At 47.1% G+C, this 19,505-nt stretch carries 18 protein-coding genes; 14 read left to right on the forward strand and 4 right to left on the reverse strand.

What is annotated here, in order from left to right:
• Nucleotides 1-41 precede the first annotated feature (41 nt).
• The 14 genes from trbD to EBB_RS25375 all read left to right on the forward strand — a co-directional run bounded on the left by trbD (nucleotide 42) and on the right by EBB_RS25375 (nucleotide 12,776).
• Nucleotides 42-230 carry a conjugal transfer protein TrbD gene (gene trbD, locus EBB_RS25310; RefSeq protein WP_229427652.1) on the forward strand — a complete coding sequence of 63 codons (189 nt, stop codon included), beginning with the start codon at nucleotides 42-44 and terminating at the stop codon, nucleotides 228-230.
• Nucleotides 227-2,791: a VirB4 family type IV secretion/conjugal transfer ATPase gene (locus EBB_RS25315; RefSeq protein ID WP_442785869.1), complete on the forward strand. Its 2,565-nt coding sequence runs from the start codon at nucleotides 227-229 to the stop codon at nucleotides 2,789-2,791. The genes trbD and EBB_RS25315 overlap by 4 nt, the downstream gene beginning before the upstream one ends.
• Nucleotides 2,788-3,540: a VirB8/TrbF family protein gene (locus EBB_RS25320; RefSeq protein ID WP_020485799.1), complete on the forward strand. Its 753-nt coding sequence runs from the start codon at nucleotides 2,788-2,790 to the stop codon at nucleotides 3,538-3,540. Before EBB_RS25315 ends, EBB_RS25320 begins: the two co-directional genes overlap by 4 nt.
• 17 nt (nucleotides 3,541-3,557) lie before the next feature.
• Nucleotides 3,558-4,460, forward strand: coding sequence for a P-type conjugative transfer protein TrbG (gene trbG / locus EBB_RS25325; protein ID WP_020485798.1), 903 nt, complete (start codon nucleotides 3,558-3,560; stop codon nucleotides 4,458-4,460).
• Nucleotide 4,461: 1 nt separating this feature from the next.
• Entirely contained in the window at nucleotides 4,462-4,902 is a 441-nt protein-coding gene (locus EBB_RS25330) for a conjugal transfer lipoprotein TrbH (protein WP_192396475.1), read from the forward strand.
• 4 nt (nucleotides 4,903-4,906) lie between these two features.
• Nucleotides 4,907-6,310, forward strand: coding sequence for a TrbI/VirB10 family protein (locus EBB_RS25335; RefSeq protein ID WP_020485796.1), 1,404 nt, complete (start codon nucleotides 4,907-4,909; stop codon nucleotides 6,308-6,310).
• 23 nt (nucleotides 6,311-6,333) lie between these two features.
• Complete coding sequence (gene trbJ, locus EBB_RS25340; protein WP_020485795.1) at nucleotides 6,334-7,137, forward strand: P-type conjugative transfer protein TrbJ; 804 nt, start codon at nucleotides 6,334-6,336, stop codon at nucleotides 7,135-7,137.
• A 6-nt stretch (nucleotides 7,138-7,143) separates the two neighbouring features.
• The gene (trbK, locus tag EBB_RS25345; protein ID WP_020485794.1) at nucleotides 7,144-7,428 is read left to right on the forward strand and encodes an entry exclusion lipoprotein TrbK; all 285 of its coding nucleotides are present in this window, start codon (nucleotides 7,144-7,146) and stop codon (nucleotides 7,426-7,428) included.
• A gap of 15 nt (nucleotides 7,429-7,443) precedes the next feature.
• Nucleotides 7,444-8,835, forward strand: coding sequence for a P-type conjugative transfer protein TrbL (gene trbL, locus EBB_RS25350; protein WP_020485793.1), 1,392 nt, complete (start codon nucleotides 7,444-7,446; stop codon nucleotides 8,833-8,835).
• 14 nt (nucleotides 8,836-8,849) lie between these two features.
• On the forward strand, nucleotides 8,850-9,488 hold the full coding sequence (locus EBB_RS25355; RefSeq protein ID WP_020485792.1) for a transglycosylase SLT domain-containing protein: 639 nt from the start codon (nucleotides 8,850-8,852) through the stop codon (nucleotides 9,486-9,488).
• Between the two features lie 37 nt (nucleotides 9,489-9,525).
• Nucleotides 9,526-10,224, forward strand: a complete 699-nt coding sequence (locus EBB_RS25360) for a TraX family protein (RefSeq protein ID WP_192396476.1) — start codon at nucleotides 9,526-9,528, stop codon at nucleotides 10,222-10,224.
• Between the two features lie 10 nt (nucleotides 10,225-10,234).
• Complete coding sequence (locus EBB_RS25365) at nucleotides 10,235-10,723, forward strand: OmpA family protein (protein WP_225587920.1); 489 nt, start codon at nucleotides 10,235-10,237, stop codon at nucleotides 10,721-10,723.
• 165 nt (nucleotides 10,724-10,888) lie between these two features.
• Complete coding sequence (locus EBB_RS26820; protein WP_225587921.1) at nucleotides 10,889-11,218, forward strand: helix-turn-helix domain-containing protein; 330 nt, start codon at nucleotides 10,889-10,891, stop codon at nucleotides 11,216-11,218.
• A gap of 4 nt (nucleotides 11,219-11,222) precedes the next feature.
• Complete coding sequence (locus tag EBB_RS25375) at nucleotides 11,223-12,776, forward strand: DNA cytosine methyltransferase (RefSeq protein ID WP_192396478.1); 1,554 nt, start codon at nucleotides 11,223-11,225, stop codon at nucleotides 12,774-12,776.
• Between the two features lie 491 nt (nucleotides 12,777-13,267).
• On the opposite strand, the gene EBB_RS25380 is transcribed toward EBB_RS25375, so the two are convergent.
• From EBB_RS25380 to EBB_RS26585, 4 genes are read right to left on the reverse strand one after another with little or no spacing between them, the layout of a single operon-like run.
• On the reverse strand, nucleotides 13,268-13,777 hold the full coding sequence (locus EBB_RS25380; protein ID WP_192396479.1) for a very short patch repair endonuclease: 510 nt from the start codon (nucleotides 13,775-13,777) through the stop codon (nucleotides 13,268-13,270).
• Nucleotides 13,778-13,792: 15 nt separating this feature from the next.
• Nucleotides 13,793-15,583: an MZA anti-phage system associated AIPR family protein MzaE gene (gene mzaE / locus EBB_RS25385; protein ID WP_192396480.1), complete on the reverse strand. Its 1,791-nt coding sequence runs from the start codon at nucleotides 15,581-15,583 to the stop codon at nucleotides 13,793-13,795.
• Complete coding sequence (locus EBB_RS25390; RefSeq protein WP_192396481.1) at nucleotides 15,583-16,605, reverse strand: PD-(D/E)XK motif protein; 1,023 nt, start codon at nucleotides 16,603-16,605, stop codon at nucleotides 15,583-15,585. The genes mzaE and EBB_RS25390 overlap by 1 nt, the downstream gene beginning before the upstream one ends.
• Nucleotides 16,589-19,501 carry a Z1 domain-containing protein gene (locus tag EBB_RS26585; protein WP_192396482.1) on the reverse strand — a complete coding sequence of 971 codons (2,913 nt, stop codon included), beginning with the start codon at nucleotides 19,499-19,501 and terminating at the stop codon, nucleotides 16,589-16,591. The genes EBB_RS25390 and EBB_RS26585 overlap by 17 nt, the downstream gene beginning before the upstream one ends.
• Nucleotides 19,502-19,505: the final 4 nt, after the last annotated feature.

Raw genomic sequence — 19,505 nt, forward strand, 5'->3', positions numbered from 1 at the left:
TAATTTTCTCCGCTCAAGAACTGAGGGCAGCCATTGTCGGGATAGTTTTATGGTTATGTGCATTATACCTAGCACGGTTGGCGGCCAAATCAGATCCGAAAATGCGATTTATTTATCTACGACATTTACGGTATCGAGGTACGCGGGTAGGTAATTTAAGAGGGTATTACCCGGCCAGAAGCACCCCGTTCCGTGAAAATCCAAATAGCCAAGGGAAACAATACAGATGATGATCGAGGCCATAACACTCATGATTGCGGGACTAGGGATTCTATTAGTCGCAATCCTCGCCAGATTGATTTACAGGGCGGATAAGGATCGTCGGTTAAGTCAACATCGTTCCAAAAACGCCAGCGTAGCGGATTTGTTGATTTATGCCGCCGAGGTCGATGACGGTATTATTGTTGGTAAGGATGGATCGTTTCTCGCTGGCTGGCTTTATACGAGTGATGACAACGATAGTTCAACCGAAGCACACCGCGAATCAATATCCGCCAGATTAAACCAAGCAATATCCAGACTAGGCAATGGCTGGATGATCCATGTCGACGCCGTGCGACGCCCGGCGCCGTCATATTCAGAAAGGGGGTTATCGACATTTCCTGATCGAATCACGGCAGCCATCGACGAAGAGCGCCGGACACTTTTCGAAGGACTAAGTACCATGTACGAAGGGTACTTTGTCATGACATTGACGTATCTCCCGCCTGTGCTTGCAGAACGCAAGTTTATTGAACTTATGTTCGACGACGACGCCAGGAAACCTGACTCAAAGACATATACAACCGACCTCATTGAACACTTTAAACGTGAATGTCACAACATCGAAACGCGATTGTCGGCAGCGGTCAACTTACGCAGATTAAAGGGCCATGAAATCGTTAATGAAGATGGGACAACTGTCATTCATGATGATCTTCTGCGCTGGTTGCAGTTTTGTATTACCGGAAAAAATCATCCGATACAACTGCCAACAAACCCCATGTATCTCGACTGTTTAATTGGTGGAGAGGATTTGCTCGCGGGCGTGATTCCCAAGATAGGTCGTAAGTACATCCAGGTAGTAGCGATTGAAGGATTCCCGCTTGAATCGACACCGGGAATGTTAACCGCCCTTGGTGAGTTACCTATCGAATATCGCTGGTCCTCAAGGTTCATTTTTATGGACCCTCACGAGGCTATCAGTCACTTGGAAAAGTTTCGAAAAAAATGGCGGCAAAAGGTACGCGGTTTCATTGATCAAGTGTTCAATCTCAACACAGGACCGATAGACGAGGACGCGCAAAACATGGTGGACGACGCACAGGCGGCGTTAGCTGAAGTTAATAGCGGCATAATCGCCCAGGGCTATTACACCAGTGTTGTAATCCTAATGGACGAGAATAGAAAACGCGTACAGGAACTGGCTCAACAGGTAGAGAAGGCCATAAACAGGCTTGGATTTGTCGCCAGGATCGAAACCATTAACGCAATGGAAGCCTACTTAGGTAGTTTGCCGGGCCATGGTGTCGAGAATGTACGCCGTCCCTTGTTGAACACTATGAATTTGGCGGACTTGTTGCCGATTAGCACCATTTGGACAGGCAGAGAATATGCACCTTGTCCAATGTATCCAGCACTATCTCCCCCGATTATGCATTGTGTTACCCATGGCTCAACACCATTCCGTCTAAATCTCCATGTAGGCGATGTGGGGCATACATTTATGTTTGGTCGAACCGGAGCCGGTAAGTCAACCCATCTTGCCATACTCGCCGCGCAGTTGCGCCGCTATCAAGGCATGCACATCTTTGCATTCGATAAAGGGATGTCGCTGTACCCATTAACCGAAGCAATCCACGCCACGAGTGTAGGGAAAAGCGGTAAGCATTTCACGGTGGCCGCCGACGACGAATTGCTGGCCTTCTGTCCTTTGCAATACCTGAAAACCAAAAATGATCGCGCATGGGCTATGGAATGGATCAACATCATTCTGGCGTTAAATGGTTTGATTACATCACCCGCCCAGCGAAATGAAATTGGTAACGCCATCATCAACATGCATAACAGCGGCGCTAGAACGCTATCTGAATTCACGGTAACTATTCAAGATGAGGCAATACGCGAAGCTCTTAAGCAATACACCATTGATGGCGCAATGGGGCATCTATTAGATGCCGAAGAGGATGGGCTGGAACTTACCGATTTCACGGTTTTTGAAATAGAAGAGTTAATGAATCTCGGGGAGCGCTATGCGCTTCCAGTGTTGTTATATCTCTTTAGACGCATCGAACGATCATTAACCGGGCAGCCTACGGTCATTATTTTGGATGAGGCATGGGTGATGCTCGGTCATGCGGTATTCCGGGAAAAAATTCGAGAGTGGCTAAAGGTACTGCGAAAAGCGAACTGTTTTGTTTTGATGGCAACTCAAAACTTATCTGACGCTGCGAATTCTGGAATCCTCGACGTAATTATCGAATCAACCGCATCGAAAATCTTCTTGCCAAACATTTACGCCAGAGAGGAAGACGCGACCGCACTGTATCGCCGTATGGGCCTTAACTCTAGGCAAATCGAATTATTGGCTACAGCAATCCCCAAGAGGCATTACTACTACGTCTCTGAAGAAGGCTGTCGTCTCTATGATCTTGCGTTAGGCCCGCTCGCTCTCGCGTTTGTGGGCTCTTCGGATAAAGACTCTGTTGCGGCCATCAAGAAATTAAAGGCGACTCATGGTCATGAATGGGTGGGTGAATGGCTCGCTCGTAAGGGTTTAAGCATTGAAGAATACTTGGAGGAAGCAGCATGATTTTTAAAAGAAAAGACCCAAAAGCAGACCCCAGAAAAAATCCTGAAAAGCTGATTGGTGGCCGTAGAACCGGAGAAAACGAGAATCCATATTTGTCAGCAAGACGAACCTGGAAAGATCACACACAGGGCGTTATTTCTACGCGGCAGGCGTGGCAAGTAATGGGGATATTATCCATGTTGGTGGCGTTAACCGGTGTCGGAGGAATGATTCATATCGGCCAGCTATCGAAATTTGTGCCTTACGTCATACAAGTTGACAAGCTTGGTCAAACCGCAGCCATAGCCAGAGCCGACCGAGCATCACCGGTGGATGGGCGAGTAGTGGCATCTGTGGTATCGGCCTTTATATCAAACTCTCGAATAGTCACGATAGACATCGCGCTACAAAGAAAAGCCGTTATGGATGTCTACGCTATGTTAGCGCCCGGCGACCCATCGCTACAAAAAATGACTGAATGGTTGAATGGCACCGAGGAGTCTAGTCCGTTTAAACGGGCGATAAAGGAAATGGTAAGCGTAGAAGTGGTGAATGTCCTGGCCCAAACCCCAGATACCTGGGAGGTCGATTGGATTGAAACTACCCGCGACCGCCAGGGCATTGTGACCGGAAAACCCTCATACATGAGGGCATTAGTCAATATTAAAGTCGTTGAACCAACGCCGGCCACAAGCGAAGAGCAAATCCGGAAAAACCCAATGGGAATTTACGTGAAAGACTTTTCCTGGTCCAGACAACAACAGTTTTAACCGAACGAGGCAATCTCATGAAAAAGCAATACAGCGCAATGATAAAGATAGCCATGACGCTATTTGTGATGCGGTCTGCGGTGGCGGAGCCTGATATGGCGGATATGTATTTTGCAACCAAAAACCCGACATTAACCAAACAAGAAAAACAGGCTATTGCGATAGCCGAAAAATGGAAAGCAAGTAGCGCGACAGGCTTGGCTCCAACCAGCGGGCAAAACGGTACGATCACGTTCCTATACGGTGCTCAACAACCAAGTATTGTCTGCGCCGTTCTTCAAGTGTGTGACGTTTCGTTGCAGCCTGGCGAACAAGTAAACGGGATTAATTTAGGTGATACGGCAAGATGGACCATAGAACCAGCGATTGAGGGTAGCGGCCAAAGCGAAGTACAACATCTGATTATCAAGCCGCATGATGTGGGCTTGGAAACATCGCTATCGGTGACAACCAATCGTCGCGCCTATAACTTGCAGCTACGATCACACCGAACACAGTACATGCCAAAAGTGGCGTTTAGCTATCCGGAGGATGCGATGGCGAAATGGAATGCCATCGTCCATAAAGAACATAAAGAACGCCAAGAAAAGACCATTCCTCAAACCGGGGAGTATTTGGGCGATCTGCATTTCGATTATGAAATCGAACCTAATGGCCCAATTTCATGGACCCCGGTTCGCGTTTATCACGATAAGCAAAAAACCATCATTCAAATGCCGGAAACAATGGCACAAACCGAAGCGCCGACATTGCTGGTTGTGCGAAGGGAAGGGGGGATGTTTGAGGACGATGAAACCGTGATGGTGAATTATCGTGTACAGGGCGACCGTTACATTGTCGACACTGTATTCGATAGAGCAATCATGATTGCAGGTGTTGGCTCTAACCAAGACACCGTAACCATTCAACGGGTGAAATAACATGATCAGGATCTTAGCGTTCGTCATCAGTATTGCCGGACTGGTTGGATGCGCAACGGAACGATTCGGCAATTTCGAATCAAATGCGCCTTCTGGGCTTCATGAAGGCATTGCGGCAGATACCATTCATCATTTGGAAAAGATATATCCACCTGCTCAAACTCAATTCAATTTCGGCCAAAGCATTCCAAAATCAGATAGATTCGGAATGTTATTGGTGGATTCGCTGAGAGCAAAAGGCTATGCAGTGAAGGAGTATAGCCCGAAGCAAAGCGTTAGCGGCACGGGGTTGAGGCTTCAGTACGTCGTTGATAAGCCGTCTATCAATGTGACCGACTTGTACCGCATTAAGCTCAAGATTGACGACGTGACGTTTACTCATGCTTATGAGGCGAAGAACAACACCGCCATATCAGCAGGCGCTTGGGCAAAAATGGAGTAAGGCAATGGAATCGACAGCAAATACCGTCAATGAAGAATACATGTCGCCTGAATTGTCACCGGATGAACCAGAAGCCAGTCACGGCGTTCGTCGGGTAAATAACTTACCCGTACTTATCCTGGGTGTAGCCATATCGATCTTCTTAATCATAATGGTTCTGGTGGCCGCTGACCGTGCAAACCAGCAAAACAAACCAGAAACGGCGGACCGGCAAAAAGCAGGAAACGCCAATATGCTCGCCAAAGAAATAGTGGGCAATAACCTGGGCGGTATTATTCCCCCCGAATCCAATCCGCAACCTGATCCGCAGCTAGAGCCCGCACCGCCAGTCAAAATAGTACGGGCCGATATGCCTCCAACGCCGCCATCCGCCGCACCCAATAGAGCGCGTACCCCGGAAGAGGATGCAGCCGCACGTATTGCCGCAATGAAGCGACAACAATTCGAAGATGCAATTAAAGCAAGAACGATGGTGACGGTTACAGCTCCGCGCAGCTCCGGTTCACCTCCTGGCGTAATTGCAGCATCACAAGTGCAAACAACCGGAAGAGATGGGGTACTTGCTAAGCTTGCCGCAGTCAGAGAACAGATGACAGATACCGACCCTATGACCGCATATAAGAAACGGCTCGCGGCATTGCAGGATTCGGGAATCGTGGGAGCAGACGGGGAAAATGAAACTGGCGGCAACGAAAGATCGCCGCAACTTGTTAGTTCCGAGACTCTGGGCGAAAAAAATAATATTAGCCAATTCGGCAAATCAGGATCAAGCGATAGATGGCGACTGGACTCACTACCGGAAGCGCCAAGAACGCCATTCGAACTTCGGGCCGGTTTCATTATTCCTGGGACGTTAATTTCTGGAATCAATTCCGAGTTACCTGGGCAGATCATGGCCCAAGTTTCACAGGACGTGTTTGATACGGCAACCGGAAAATATCTATTGGTTCCGCAAGGCTCCCGATTAGTTGGTGTTTATTCAAGTGAAGTGGAATATGGGCAATCTCGGGTTCTTGTTGCATGGCAACGTATCGTATTCCCCGATGGTAAGGCAATGGATATTGGCGCTATGCCGGGCGCAGATAGTGCCGGTTATGCGGGATTCACCGACCAAGTTAATCATCATTTTGTCCGGATATTTGGGTCTGCGTTGTTAATGTCCGCCATTACAGCAGGCATTACTTATAACCAGCAACAAAACCAACAAAACGGGGTTTATACAGCTCCGAACGCCAATAGTGCGATGAGTAATGCGCTGGGACAACAACTAGGTCGAGTCACCTCACAAATGATCGCGAAAAACATGAATATCGCGCCGACTTTGGAAATAAGACCTGGCTATAGATTCAATATTATCGTGACGAAAGACTTAACTCTAACCAAACCGTATCAAGCATTTGATTATTAAGGTTTACACCACAGGAGTCATTTATGAAAAACAATAGCATTTTAGCCGCTAAAAAAATATTGGTAGGGGTGTTGACCGCAACTGTCATGTTTAGTCCATCCATTTCAGTCGCGGGAGTTCCTGTAATCGACGGTACGAACTTGACACAAAACATTATGACCGCGGTCGAAGAAATCGCTCAGACAATAAAGCAGGTTCAAGAATATGGTACTCAATTGGAACAGTATTCAACGCAGATACAGCAATATGAAAATATGTTGCAAAACACAGCGTCGCCAGCGGTCAATATTTGGGATAGAGCGACCGCAACTATGGGACGGCTTCGTGGAACCATTGATACCGTCACCCGGTATAAAGACAGATTCGGTAACATTGATAACTATTTGGCAAAGTTTAAAGACATAAACACCTATCGGGGGTCGCGTTGTTTTAACGGCGACGCCTGCACGAATGCCGATTTAGCCGACTTACGCGACTCTGTACACCTTGGCTCGGAGGCGCAACAGTCAGCAAACAAGGCCGCAATAGAAGGCCTAGATAGCCAACAAACAGCACTAGAAGCGGATGCCGCAACTCTCGAAGATATTCAAGCAGCGGCACAAGGCGCCGATGGTCAAGTCAAGGCTATCGGATATACCAATCAAATTGCCAGCCAACAGGCCAATCAGCTTCTACAAATACGTGGATTGCTGATAGCGCAACAAAACGCCGAAATAACCCGCAATCAGGCCTTGGCCAATAAAGAAGCGCAACAACAAGCCGCATCCGACAAGGCCCACGAAGTGCCCTATGCATACCGGGATAATGATGGCTGGGCCATCAGGTAATTGCGCATGTCCATTAAATATACCTTGGTCGTTATTTTTATCGTGGCCGCTATTGCAACAACCGTCAGTAACTGGGATGAGTTGGTCAATCAAGGCGAAGACTCCTTGCCAGTGGCTGAGGATACCGAGACGGATGCAGATGCGGATGCGCTTATTGTTAATGAAATAAATTGTAGGCACGAAAACCTCATTCGCATCGCCAATGAAAAAAAGCGGAGACGACTAGCCTCCGCTTGCGCCCGCCGTGTGACTTTCGGTGCTGCGAACAATCGAAACTGGTCAATCAAATAGCGCGAGAAACGGCAAATGAATAGACAAATATTCTTGTTTTTAGCCTTCTTGATGCTCGCATCCACTGACGCCTTAGCGGCAATAGATGGGCCGAACATTATGGACGATGTTCAAGGTCGGTTTGCCGGTGCTGCGGCGGGGTGGGCCGCCGCCATTACTGCACGAGCGACCTGGCTATTCTGGGTATTGGCCTTAATTTCTATGGTATGGACGCATGGTTTTTTACTATTGAGAAAGGCAGATATTGGCGAGTTCTATGCCGAATTCCTCCGTTTCACTATTACCACAGGGTTTTTCTGGTGGCTTTTGAGTAACGGGCCTGCAATGGCAACCAGCATTTTTGCATCAATGCAAACGTTAGGGTCAAATGCGGCCGGATTGGGTGCGGTAACGCCGTCCGGCATTATCGATGCAGGATTCCAAGTATTTGGAAAAGCGATTACCGCTTCATCAATCTGGGAACCGGTAGAGGGCGCGGCGCTAATTATCATGGGCGCAGTCGTGCTAGTGATCATGGCCCTGATCGCCACTAATATGCTTGTGCTCTTTGTTAGTGGATGGATTCTTGCCTACGCAGGCGTTATATATCTTGGCTTCGGCGGTGGTCGATGGACCACGGACATGGCCATCGGCTTTTACAAAACGGTATTGAACGTCGCCATCCAATTGATGGCAATGATTCTGATTGTTGGAATTGGACAAGCCTTTATCAATGATTATGTGGCGGCAATGGAAGCCGATATGACCTACGCGGATATGGGTTCATTTCTCGTAGCAGCAGTGGTCTTGCTGCTATTGGTCAATAAAGTGCCCCCAATGCTTGGGCAAGTCGCATTCGGAGGGGGAACCGGCGCACTTGGTAATGGATTTGGAGCCGGCTCGGCAATGGCGGCTGCCGCAACTGCCGGGGCGGCTATTGGCGTTGCCGGTGGAGCGATTGCTGCCGGAGCAACAAATATTAGCGGTGGCATTCAAGCCATTATGGCGGCATCAAATAAAGCAGCGGAATTCGCCGGCAGTGGGGCGGACGGAGCTTCCAGAATGACAGCCGACTATCTTCAAAGCAGTCAGAGCACCGCTAACGGTGGTTCTACCTCAAACTCAACAACTCCACTTGGCGAAGCAATGGGGGGTAGTGGTTCGTCAAAGCAGGCAAATGATTCCAAATATGGACCATCAATGGTTAAAAATCTTGCAACCGGAATTGGAGAGGTTGCAAAGCAAAAAATTAAGGACAGAACCAACAATACGTTTGGCGGACAAGTCGCGGCTGCAATTAGCAACAGTGCTCAATCAACACCCACGTTTGGCGGCGATAGCCTATCGGGATCTGATGAAACAGTAGATCCGGATGAAGAGGTCGCGGCATTCACCAACAACGATAGCGGTAATGCACATTCAGCATAACAGGAGAGCAATTCATGAATGCTATAAAGCTTTGTATTGTTGCAATCAGCATACTCCCGATGCTAGTGCATGCTCAGCCTAACAATCAGAGTCCACAACAACAAGAGCGGATCGTATGCTCTATCACTGCTGCCGCGAAATACGATATACCTGCAAATATTGTGCTGGCAATCGCCGAGAAAGAAGGCGGAAAGCCTGGGCAATGGGTAAGGAATACCAACGGCACTCACGATGTGGGACCAATGCAATTCAACACCTCGTACCTAACCCAATTGGCGAAATATGGCATTACGCCAGAAGACGTAGCCCGCTCAGGTTGCTATCCCTACGATTTAGCCGCATGGCGACTGGCCGTTCATATCAAAGACGATAAGGGTGATTTATGGACAAAAGTCGCCAATTATCATTCAAGAACCCCTTATTACAACGGAGTGTACAAAGCCGATTTGATGGTAAGGGCCAACAAATGGGCCGATTGGCTGGATGCATTTTTAAAGGGCGGAATAGTAGAGGTTGTTCAGGTACAGAAAACAGACTCGACACCTGTTCAAGCACAACCCGAGCCCATAACGCCGGTATATAAAAAACCGATGCAAATACACGCCGCAAGCATGGCATATATCCCTCGCAAAATTATGGTTAGTTCTGACTAACAACCATATTTTAGCCGCTAAAAAAAGGAAGCACGAAATGAACTATCCTCGTGTAGTTGTCGCAGATGGCACCATCGAAGCCATCAAGTGGTTTTCCCTGATCCTAATGGTGATCGATCACACCAACAAATATCTATATAAGGGAGCCATTCCTGTTTTATTCAACATAGGCCGTTTGGCAATGCCGCTATTTGTTTTGGTCCTTGCCTATAACCTTGCAAGGCCAATGGCCTTAGAGCGTGGTGTGCATATCCGGATTATAAAGCGATTAGCTTTGTGTGGATCGCTGGCAACACCGGCCTTCCTTGCACTCGGTGGATTACTTGCTGGGTGGTGGCCGTTAAATTTTATGTTCGCGTTGTTGGTTCTCACGCTCACCATTTATTTAATCGAGCATCAAACGATCACTGGCTACCTAGCTGCGGCGGTAGTGTTTTTACTTGGTGGATCAGTGGTCGAATATTGGTGGCCTGGTCTTATTCTTGGCTTATCGGCGTGGTGGTATTGTAAAACGCCACGGCTTGCCCCGGTACTAATTGCAACTATATCCATTCTGTCACTACGTCTAATCAGTGGCAACTACTGGGCCCTGGCGGTATTGCCGGTTGCATTGGTGGCATGCTTAGTGAGATTGCCAATCCCGCGCGTCCAATGGGCCTTTTATGCCTTTTACCCATTGCATCTAACTGTCTTATGGATCATCTCCTTGACAGACACAACGTTCACCAACCTATAAGGAAGTATTTATGACCATAAAGCGCCTAGTCATACTTGCGTCATTTATGACGTTCGCAAACGTCGCAAAAGCGCAAACATTCCATGTCGAGCCGATTACCTCTAACACGGTATCTGATGTTGGCATCATTGAAATGCCGCGATCAAATACCGTAACAGTCCTATTTGATAATCGGAGCATTATTTTTCGTCCTAACTTTAGCGATTCGTCAATTTTGGACGACGCCAAGCATGCCGCGTTGATAACGGTTCGAGGCCGGACCAGTACGCCAATCCCGAGCGCTAATGACGAGCAGCTTGCATTATCAAGGGCAGTATCCGCTAGAAAATACTTGGTCGAGCGCGGTGTGTCTCCTTTGAAAATTCACGTGAATTACGCTTCCGGATCTGACTTTATCGCAGACAATTCAACACCCGAAGGAAAGTGTCAAAACCAGCGGGTGAAAATTGAACTGGTGTACGTCACACCGACAAGCGGTTACTCGTCGGCCCCCCAATAGTACTTGACCTGATACGAGCCGTATTATGATATAGCCATCCAATTTGTTTCGTGACGTAGTCTATCGATGATAATGAGGTTTATCACAATCAAATAGAAACTTAATATCTATAATGCATTTTAATCATTAAAATATGCTTATTACGCATAATTCTATTCTGTATTTATGATTTCTTCAGTGTCTGAATTAGTTCGTACAGCAAGAAATGGGCGAAGTCAGGAGCAGTTCGCCAAGGAGCTTGGAGTTCGCCAATCCTCAATAAGCCGATATGAGAGCGGTAGCGTCAATCCTCCTGCTAGAGTGATCGATCACTGTATGAATCTCATTAATCAAAGCGAAATACAGACAGCTCCTTCTGCAGAGGAACTGGCCTCGAAAATATTGAACCACCTCCTGGGGATAGGGGCCGCAGATGCCCGATTGGTCCTGGATAAGGTTATTGACACACTCATTGCCAATCAATCGAACGTAAAGCCGACGAAAGGCAAAAGGTAAAAACATGAAGTTAAATGATATCCAGGTGATTGATCTATTTGCTGGTCCTGGCGGCTTGGGGGAAGGCTTTTCAAGTGCGGCTGATGAGGCATTCAAAATTCTGGTTTCTGCCGAGAAAGATCAGTTTGCATATCAGACTTTAAGGCTCAGAGCTTATTACAGACTATTGCTGAGGAAGGCACAGGATAAGCAGAGTCTTTATTTGGATTTCTGCAATGATTTTCGGGATAGCCCTTGGGATGAAGGCACGGAAGATTTGTGGCGAGAGGCCGGCGAAGAGGCAAAACTAATTGAGCTCGGGACTGAATCTGGAAATGCCGAGCTCGACAGTGCCATTCAGCAAAAGCTGAATCAAGAGCTGCCATGGGTTTTGATCGGCGGCCCTCCGTGCCAAGCTTATTCACTGGTAGGTAGATCAAGAAACAAAGGGAAAATTGATTACCAACCAGAAAATGACGATCGGCATTTTTTATACAAGGAATATTTAAGAATAATTCAGAAATATCGGCCTGCTATATTTGTTATGGAAAATGTAAAAGGCATATTGTCATCCAAAGTTAATGGCGAACTGATATTTCATTCCATTCTTAAAGATTTGTCTGATCCTGACTCTGCTTTTAATGAGGGAAAATCTGCTGGTGGATACAGAATTTTGTCTTTAGTAAAGGATGTTGTGTTTAAACGAGGTGACTCTCCAACTTCCATCAATCCCCATGATTTTATCATTCAGGCAGAGGAATACGGTGTACCACAAGCCAGACATCGCGTAATCCTGCTTGGGGTAAGAGAAGATATTCAGATAACAGGCACGCAGTTACTAAGAAAGGTTGAAAAACAGGTTTCTGTCGGAGAGGTAACATTTGATCTTCCCCCACTTCGAAGCAAATTAAGCCGCGAAGAAGACTCCTCTCAAATATGGGCAGGAACCGTTTCTGGCCACGCAAAATATTTGACTTCAAATTCAAACGACCAAAAGCTGGGACATGAAATTCATATGGCCATGAATGGGATTTCAAAACACATTCATACTGGTGGAACAAGAATGCCGGCTGAAAATTACCCCCTTCCGGTCCAGTCAGAATTACTGGCGGAATGGTATACACAGAATCGTCCACAAGTTTGGTTGAATCATGAGGCAAGAGCACATATGGCGAGCGATCTGCGGCGATATCTATATGCTGCTGCCTTTGCAAAGGCGTATAACCGTTCACCGAAAGGAGCTGATGATTTCAGGGTTCCAGGCCTGGAGCCACAACACAAAAACTGGGAAACTGGAAATTTTGCCGACCGATTCAGGGTGCAAGTCTCGGATAAACCGTCAAACACTGTAACCAGTCACATGGCAAAAGATGGGCACTATTTCATTCATTACGACCCATCACAATGTAGAAGCCTTACCGTCAGGGAGGCTGCGCGAATTCAAACATTTCCGGATAATTATTTTTTCCAGGGAAATAGAACTCAACAGTACCATCAGGTTGGTAATGCTGTGCCACCTTATTTAGCCAAACAAATCGCCGAGATTGTTTATAATCTTTTCGCCTGCCTCAAAATCTGATTCTGTAAGGATTTTCAAATAAGCAACAATGCATGTTTATTTAAGGACTACATGTAGCGGCTCGCATTTGAAAACGGTTGGGCTCGCATTCGATGCAGTTCTGAGCTCACAATAATTGCAACTGAAATAACCGTTGGGCTCAGATTATTTGCAAATGAGCTTGCATTTATCGACTCTGGCTTGCATTCCATTGGCTTGAGCTCAAATTATCTGCAAATAAAAATCGGGCATATCATCGACCGCAAGATATGTATTTTATGGGTACACCCTTACGGCACACCGCCATTGAGACAACTTTTTGCGTATCAATAGGGTTTATTTTGGTTTTTGAGACACTTCAGCATGAAAGTCTAGACCTAAATGAGACGAAATCAGGGGGGTATTCTACAATTGCAAATATTGTGAGCCCGCGAAGATGAATTGCGAGCCGGTGCTGATAAATGCAAGCTCATTTGCAGATAATCTGAGCCGAGCTGCATTTTCATTTTCACTTAATTTGAGCCCAAAACACCGCTGATTGCGAGCCCGACCAATTTCAATTGCAAGCCGTTACAACTACATGCGGGCAACTCTCCAGTCTGATCATCACCCCGTATCCAGCTATTGATAATGCGACCCATATCCAATGCCATGGATCGATCACGCGTAATACATTCCCAAACGATCAAAACCCGCCATCCCAAGGCAATCAGGGAATGAATTGCCTTTTGGTCACGATCAACATTCGATTCAAACTTTTTGCTCCAAAAATCAGCATTGGATACAGGCAGCCTGGCATAACGACACTCAGAGTGTCGATGCCAGAAACAGCCGTGAACGAAAATGACCACTCTCTTGCTTTTTAAAACAATATCTGGAGATCCTGGCAAATCCTTACGATGCAATCGATAGCGAAATCCTTCAGCAAAAAGGGCGCGCCGAACCATCATTTCAGGTTTTGTATTTTTCCCTTTGATGCCTGCCATCATCCTGCTGCGTTTCTCAGGATCAACAACATCCATGGCACAATCTAAATATCATCGTAATTCAAAAATACCGTCCATTACTGGCGAATAAGAACCCATACGAACGGCATCCCAGCATTCCGGCTTTTTGGCCCATTCGGAAATCATCTTGCCACCGGAGGTCCTATGTAATGTCTCGTTGACCTCGGTAGCCCATGTTTGCAACTGTAATCGTAAAGTTGTCGAAATATCCTGTTTTAACCATACTTTATCTAGATCAATCCTGTCGCCAAGGCGGTCGGCCAACAAAGAAACAAGATAAGTAGCCACATTGCCCTGAAAAGCTGGAAACATAGGCCGGACAAGGCTCTGAGTTTTCTTGAAAAGTATGGCTTTCGCAACCATTGCCTTGTATGCCATGACATCAGGTAAAGGGATAGAAGAAGACTGATCATCTTCCCTAAGGCTATCCATAAAGCGTTCGAAATTCTTCTGCGCGCCAAGGCTGACCAGATCAGGTCTTTTATTCCATGCGTTAAGAAACTTGGCCAGATCGGTTTTTGTAATCTTGCGAGATGGTGGAATGGATTCTTTAAGTTTTTTTAGCTTTGCAGTCGTGGTCCCCTCTCGAGTCAGCATGGTATTGTAACTGCCTGCGGCCCTTTCATAAAACCACCTGCCGACGCCATCCGGGCAATAAGTTGTCATTGCAAGCTTCTCCATCTCCACATGGAAAGGCTTGTTGGCTGACAGATCGGATTGCTTGACTGAATTCTGGCTATTGGCATATCTGGATATGTCGGATATGAGAGCTTCTTCAGCGATGGTATCTTTTGATTTAAGAATGATTAGTTTGGCTGGTACCCGTACCTGCCGCAGATCGATATCGGGTGACTTTTTCTTGGTAAAGTAAATTGATGCCGTGGTCTGTCCTCCGTTGACAATCTGCATTCCTTTTAGCCACAGAATGCCTGGCCCTCCGTCGGCTGCCCTTCCAATATGGGCATCGTCAGCAACAATTACAATTCCGTTGTTATAAGCCATAAATCGCTCTGGATCATCCCTTAAAGTGTCTCTAATACCTTTGTTAACCTTACCCGTTACACTAAGAAATGATCGTACATTTGCCTCCAGAAGCCGGGGACCATATTTTTCGTAAACAAAGCGCAGAGCCTCCCCAGGAATAACCGTGAGGGCGTAATCATAGTCCGTCATCTGACCAGGAACATACACGCAAGGTAATGGGCTGCCAGAAACCTCTTCGAAATTTACAACCAGTTCGTCTCTGGGTTTCCCCTCTGACCAATGACGATGGAGACGCTCGATGTCCATGACCTCAAGCTTTATTGTTTTTCCGCTTATCTCACGAGCCTTAAAGTTCTTTGCCTTGGCCTGCCTGTCTGTAAGAACATAAACCCGAATCTGATCGAGATTGGCGTAACACTCCTGTATGGTCAAGGCAAGCGCATAAGCGTCGTTCGATTCATCCATGGTTGCTGCCAGTTTACCTTCGGCACATTTTGCAAGAAATCGAAGACACTGCTCTGCGGCCGTCTTAGTGTCTGAGTCAGGAATTGACTGAATCGTGTCTACGCCACCATAAATACTTACAAAAAGATCGAGCTGATCGGCTTCATCCGAAACCGCAAAACCACTAAGACGTAAGTTTGCATTACCGATTTTGGCCGAATAGTGGCAAACTTCTGGCTCAAAAGTCATGCCGATTTCTGACATATGCTGCATTACGACCTCGGCAAAAACAGACTCTGGATATGGGTAAGCCTCTCCCGATGCGCCAAGGCGCTCACCGATCTCTGTCTGCACTTCTATTTGCGTCTGACGCAAAAAATCCTCTAATTCCATTACAAAATGACCCCAAGTAAAGTTAGGGCGTTTTCAAGCCCGGAGTTTGTGGTTGTTATCATGTCAAGATCAAGATCGTAGCGCGCACCTCTGATTTCATTGGCCACGTTGGCCCGTGTCAGACGGGGGAAGATTTCCGAGATATGAAATATTTTTCTTTCTGTCTGCAAAAAGCGGCGCGAATAGTAATCAGCATGGTCGTCGATGTAGCCGGCATGCAGGAGGCGACTATCGAAGTCGTTTTTAGCAAAAGGAAATTCGGACAACTGGTTGCGAACAATTCCAATTTGCTCAGGTAAGGTAATACCCGATTGTGACAAGACAAATCTGAAGCCGGCAAGGAATAGTGGCTGTATCAAAGAATCATCCAGTTGATCCAGGGAGCCGATATTTGCAGGAAAACTGTTTGAAGAAACGGTACTCTTGACCTCGATTGCTCCGGTCCCGATTGCAAAATCCTGAACTCCGCCCATGGGACCACACCATGCATCGACTGCCAATGGGGCCGGCATTCCTGTCGCGATTAACGATTTAAGTAATTCAAGCTCGCCGAAAAGTCCTAACTCCGCTTCCCGGCAAAGAATACCGTTATCATTGCGAGACATGAAATCTTGCCAGGCTCTGATTCTGCCTATGAATGTTTGGTAGGCTTTCTGATCGCTAGCCCCTCTGATTCCCTCCAAAGTCATAACCACATCATTAGTCATCCTGGTGAACAGATCCAGACTGCCAGTGCTTTGCCTGCAAAGTGCGATCCAGATCAGACCACTTACTTCAGCACCCAAAGTCGTCTTCGTAACGAGGAATCCATGGCCTTGTGGGAGTTTTTCTGCTGGGGAAACATTGATCGTGGAAAAACCAGCAAGCAACGCTTCTTCGTTTCCCGGAAAGTGCCTGCCTGCAATCAGCTGGCAGGGGGCGTCGTGAGTAACAGGAATTGTGAGCCAGCCTTCGGAGTCCGGATTGCCGGTAAGAGCCCGCCAGGCAGCGAGCAACTCTTCGGTTTTATTCTGCAGGGCCATATTCCCGCTCCCATTGATGCCACTCAACACTATTGACTTTATAAAGCACCGGTTTAGCAGTATTACTTCCTGGAAAACTTACAGCAAAGGCAACTACTGGAGGTGTACCTTCTGGCAGATTGGCTCCCTCGCGACCGGGTTCGAGTACATATAAAAGCAACAACCCCCTATCTCGGGATGGCTCAATGTCATTTGCACCATATCCCCGTATTTCTCGAATTGCGGGACCATTTGGCACTTCCGGTGGCTCTTGCAATTTGCCATCTCGAAGTCTGGCTGGATCAGGCTTCCAGGCTTTTTGAGTTTTTTCGAGTGCGGCTTCCCAGGTTTTTGCATCGGTGTCGATAAACTCGTCTCTTGGTGACAGGAGTCGTCCAATAGAATAGCGGTCATCAAAACGGCCGTTATTTTTTCGAATCAGCATATTGACTGCAATGTCCTTAGTTAAACTGAAGTCACCTCCATCACCACCCCCAATCAATGCAATAGTCCATTTGCTCAGTTCACCGGCATCATTCATTGACCGAATGAATTCGGCGATAAGATTGCTTTTTACCTTGTAGGATTCCGGGTGGGTTAAATAGGCCTCCAGAAAATCAATAACCTGGCTTGCCACTCCATCGCGCCAGAGGAATCCATTCCACCGCTGTTTCCCTTTTGCTGTCGACCTCTCAGGGTTTACTTCAGTGGGTTTCCCAAGCGAGTTAATCAGCTCTAATGTTGCCGCAATGTTTGACTCAAGAATAGTGCAACGCTTGTGAAAAACGACTGTTTCAAGCAGCTTTCCACTGAATGAAAGCCATAAATCCTTTGCCGCTCTCATCTTTAGACGTGACGTAACCATAAGCACTGGGTGGGATTGCACTTTGAGACCATATTCTTCTGGCGTCGCTCCACTGGCAACCATAAGATCAAACTCTTCCCTCAGCTCCTCTGCTGCGTCGGCTATGTGTCCGAACCATTCTGAAAGTTCCGCAGTCGTGTATAGACGGCATAAATCCAGATAGCCGGGGCGATATCCAAACCAGCGACCCATCTGCATCAGCGTGTCGTACATCTTGGATGCACGCAAAAAATAACTGACGCAAAGCCCTTCCAGCGTAAGGCCTCGAGCAAGTTTATCGCCGCCAATCGCAATCACCTTGAGGCCTGTACCCTTGTGTTCGTCATAGTCAAGTGCATCCTTCGCCGTACCATTAATCATCCTGATTTCGATATCGGAAATGGTGTCGAATAATGCGGCCTGAATGTCATCCCATGTCACATCTCCTTTCGATGCTTGGTCTGGCTGGATGGAACGGATTGCCTGGGATGTGGGCTTGAAGTCTTCTTCCCATAAGGCCTTCAGGCGTTGAAGAATCATCTCGTGCTCGATGTTCCGGTGGAGCCTCTGGCGCATGTGACGAATATGTTCTTCTACCTGTCTGCAAACTTCTTTCTGTACAGAGTTGAAACGCGTGACGTGCACAAGCATTGAACAATGTTCATTCGCCTGACCATCAAGTCGGCGAACTGCACAGGCAAGAACAAAGGAGTCTATTGCTTTTGTGATCGATGGAGGCAGATTCTCGGTACCGTTGTGGAGCGGTCTATGGCCGTTTTTATGTTGTTGCGGCATCCAGCCATTTCGTCCGTCTTCAGTAGCGTAGTCATCCACCAATCGGACAAGAGGCAATCCACTTCGGAAACCTTCCTGAGTCGTTAGTCCAAATACTTTGGATGGCCCTATATAGTTCGAAGGGGCCGCAAGGTTGATAATGAAGGAAGATGGAAAAAGATCAGGACCTTCATCACGAGTAACTCCCCGTTCGTGTATGAAAATATTGGCAAATGGGGTGGCTGTGTAACCAACGTAAGCCGACCTGGAGAAAGAATGCAGGATTCTTCGAATCAGTCTGTTGATGGTTGTTGGTAAATGCTCGTCATCCGGGTTTCCGTCTGCGTCGAATACCTGTTCCTGAGTATCAACAGAAGCGTGGTCGGCTTCGTCATCTATTATCAACAGAGGTAGTTTCGTTACGATTTTCTTTACTTTTGGAAGGTCATCGTGGGACTCTGCAAGCCCATGGCTGGCCGCAAGATTGGTGTCGGCGGCATGGTTTTGAATCCATTTCAGGAGCTCACGAAGAACGGTCTTGTTCTTTTTTACGACAAAAAGCCAGGGACGTTCTTCTGGTGAGACGGCCAGATTTCTGGCAACTCTTTTACTAAAGTCGCCGCTATTGGAACGATTGGTTGCACAGTTGGGGTGGATTTCCTTGTCACTGTCGATTTCGCCAACGCCAAGCAGACTTTTGATATCCCGATCAGTCAATGTTTCATAACCTAAAAAGCCTTCTTCCAATCTTATTTGGGTTTGAGAGCGCAGATTGTTATGAAGGCCAGCGAGTACAATGATTATTTTGTATCCAGCATCTGCTGCTTTGCAGATGAGTCCGGTGTAGTTCCCTGTTTTACCCGACTGAACATGGCCGACCACAAGTCCGCGACGGTCCCAGCGTCCGGTACGGGTTGGGTCTTCCAGCAAAGCCAGAACGGAGTCGCTGGACTTATCCAGAGCCTCAATGGCCTTCCAGGAAAGTTTTTTCTCAAGCCATTCCCGATAGCGTTGCCAATAACGCCAGTTTTGTTTTCTCGAAGAATTTAGCCAGTCCTCATGTCCAACATCACTGACAAGGCTGGTATCCTGGCCGATCCATTGACTGTTTCGACGAATCAATTCGTCGATTACTCCCTCCCGATCAAGATTTTCCGCCCACTGTGGATTCATTAAGATAACCAGATCAATCTTTTCCGAGATTGAGGCTGGGGTTATGTTCGATTTGTCTTTGTCGGCAACAAGTAAGACCTGGACGATTTTCACAACATTCTGAAAATTTTCATCTGGTTCTGCCACTTTC

Source organism: Methylomonas fluvii (genome assembly GCF_014850975.1).
Taxonomy (GTDB): Bacteria; Pseudomonadota; Gammaproteobacteria; order Methylococcales; family Methylomonadaceae; genus Methylomonas; species Methylomonas fluvii.

Coding starts and splice junctions, on each gene's coding strand:
- EBB_RS25315 (WP_442785869.1), top strand. CDS start 227: ATGATGATCGAGGCCATAACACTCATGATTGCGGGACTAGGGATTCTA.
- EBB_RS25320 (WP_020485799.1), top strand. CDS start 2,788: ATGATTTTTAAAAGAAAAGACCCAAAAGCAGACCCCAGAAAAAATCCT.
- trbG (WP_020485798.1), top strand. CDS start 3,558: ATGAAAAAGCAATACAGCGCAATGATAAAGATAGCCATGACGCTATTT.
- EBB_RS25330 (WP_192396475.1), top strand. CDS start 4,462: ATGATCAGGATCTTAGCGTTCGTCATCAGTATTGCCGGACTGGTTGGA.
- EBB_RS25335 (WP_020485796.1), top strand. CDS start 4,907: ATGGAATCGACAGCAAATACCGTCAATGAAGAATACATGTCGCCTGAA.
- trbJ (WP_020485795.1), top strand. CDS start 6,334: ATGAAAAACAATAGCATTTTAGCCGCTAAAAAAATATTGGTAGGGGTG.
- trbK (WP_020485794.1), top strand. CDS start 7,144: ATGTCCATTAAATATACCTTGGTCGTTATTTTTATCGTGGCCGCTATT.
- trbL (WP_020485793.1), top strand. CDS start 7,444: ATGAATAGACAAATATTCTTGTTTTTAGCCTTCTTGATGCTCGCATCC.
- EBB_RS25355 (WP_020485792.1), top strand. CDS start 8,850: ATGAATGCTATAAAGCTTTGTATTGTTGCAATCAGCATACTCCCGATG.
- EBB_RS25360 (WP_192396476.1), top strand. CDS start 9,526: ATGAACTATCCTCGTGTAGTTGTCGCAGATGGCACCATCGAAGCCATC.
- EBB_RS25365 (WP_225587920.1), top strand. CDS start 10,235: ATGACCATAAAGCGCCTAGTCATACTTGCGTCATTTATGACGTTCGCA.
- EBB_RS26820 (WP_225587921.1), top strand. CDS start 10,889: ATGATTTCTTCAGTGTCTGAATTAGTTCGTACAGCAAGAAATGGGCGA.
- EBB_RS25375 (WP_192396478.1), top strand. CDS start 11,223: ATGAAGTTAAATGATATCCAGGTGATTGATCTATTTGCTGGTCCTGGC.
- EBB_RS25380 (WP_192396479.1), bottom strand. CDS start 13,777: ATGGATGTTGTTGATCCTGAGAAACGCAGCAGGATGATGGCAGGCATC.
- mzaE (WP_192396480.1), bottom strand. CDS start 15,583: ATGGAATTAGAGGATTTTTTGCGTCAGACGCAAATAGAAGTGCAGACA.
- EBB_RS25390 (WP_192396481.1), bottom strand. CDS start 16,605: ATGGCCCTGCAGAATAAAACCGAAGAGTTGCTCGCTGCCTGGCGGGCT.